The 1,842-nt window shown below is 57.0% G+C and carries 1 protein-coding gene; it reads left to right on the forward strand.

The window, feature by feature from the left end; translation table 11 throughout:
* The first annotated feature begins 18 nt into the window (after positions 1 to 18).
* Positions 19 to 774, forward strand: a complete 756-nt coding sequence (locus AB7F93_RS06055) for a hypothetical protein (RefSeq protein WP_428301988.1) — start codon at positions 19 to 21, stop codon at positions 772 to 774.
* The last annotated feature ends 1,068 nt before the right edge of the window (positions 775 to 1,842 follow it).

The following is a 1,842-nucleotide window of genomic DNA, read 5'->3' on the forward strand; positions in this document are numbered from 1 at the left end:
CGTTAGGCATTGCCGCGAATGGACAACTTCTGGCTCAACGAACTACTTAAGGCCATCGTTCTGTATGGCTCTGCGTACTTCCTCGGCCTATGGGTTATCAGGCGTGGAGTCCGAGTGAATTACACGCGGAAGATTTTCCACTTCATTCTTTTCTTCTGCCCCCTCTTTCTTGCCGACCATCTGCCATTCCAGGCGTCGGTCACTACCACTTTGCTGAGTGGCTTGATGTTCCTTCTCTGCATCGGCACTTTTGTTCGGCCACTGCGCGCCAAATCAGCCTTTCTTTCGACTGCATACGCCGCAATTGATCGCCCCGAGGATCGGCCTTTTACCCTGCTCTGGGTTTCAACGCAGGTCGTTGCCACCTACCTCGTCATCGTCCTTATGGTTCTCTGGCTTGCCCAATACGGAAAACAGCCGCTCATCTACATCGCTGTCCTCGTTGCCGGCATCGGGGACGGTCTCGCCGAGCCAGTTGGCGTCCGATTCGGCAAACGCAAGTACCGAGTGAAAGCCCTGTTCACAGATCGAAGCTACACCAGAAGCCTCGAAGGGAGCGCCTGCGTGTTTCTCAGTGCCATACTGGCAATTCTGATTCTCAGGCCGCAATTTTCCGAAACACAACTACTCCTTGCTTTTGCCATCGTCCCAATTGCCATGACCTTGGCCGAAGCTTTCTCCCCGCACACTTGGGACGGCCCATTCTTGTATCTTGTTGGCGGCCTGTCGCTCGTCGGGGTATTGGAGCTATCTGGCATGATCCAAAATGCCTAACATTGCGGTCGAGAGGGACGCTACGCAAGCGGGCTTCGCCCGCTCGCTCCGCGCCCCTCACCTTGAACGTTAGGCGGCGCAACCCTTTATGTCTGACTTCGTCTCTATCGGGTGTGAGGGTGGAGGGCCTGAGACAAAGCGCGTCTGTGAGCTAAAGGTCCCACTGTTTCATGCGCTACAGCGTCGCGTCACTGCAACCCACACACGTTTGGTAGACAAGTACGCTGTAGTACTCCGCGTTGATGGCGCTCTCCAGCAGTATGGCGATGAGGGCCTGGCAAACCTCCGGTTTGCAAGAACGCAGCGCTATGTCGCTGTGGACGTTCAGATTCCGCAGTCTGTCTGGGCGCCCTTGCCTGAGGCTGCGCTTCGTGCGTACATTGCGCGTCAAACAGAGGCCGCAGTTTCTGCGTGCGTAGCAAGGTTGCAGCGCGAGGGTGAGGTTGATGGACCATCGCTTCTCAGGCAGATTCAAGCCGCTGTCAAAGACTATCTTGGCCAAGAAGCTGGCGTCGCCTAACCCTTCGCTGCACCCGACGTTCGCCAGCCGGCTTCGCCGTCTGGCGCCCGCGGGTGATCTCAAACGTTAGGCACCATGTCGTGAGCGGGCGCGGGAACATTACATTCGGCGAACGAGTCGCCTCCGCAGCATTCGGCGCGCTCTTTGGGGCCATCATTGGAGCAGCGCTCGTCTGGCTTCTAGGCGTTTACTCGCAGACCTTGGGACCAAGTCGCCGTGTGCTTGACGGAAGTGATTGGATCCTCGGTACTAGCGCTGTCTTTGCTCTCCTTGGTTTTCTGCTCGGGTCTCATGTCGGCACCGTCGTTGGTGGTGTGATATCAGGTCTCATCGAGTTCGAACGCCAAGATCGCAATCCTGAAGTGCCAACGTGGCTGGTTGTGGTAGTTCTCGTCGGAGCTGCAGTTGCAACTGTGTGGTGGCGACGTTACCCCCTGATTGAGTAGCGCGGAGGCTTAGAGTCCGACTGAGACCGAAGGAGGTCGGACGTGAAGAAGCGGTATAGCGAAGAGCAGATCATCGGGTTTCTGAAGGAAGCGGACAGCGGG

The sequence above is a fragment of the Immundisolibacter sp. genome, assembly GCF_050250495.1.
Taxonomy (GTDB): Bacteria; Pseudomonadota; Gammaproteobacteria; order Immundisolibacterales; family Immundisolibacteraceae; genus Immundisolibacter.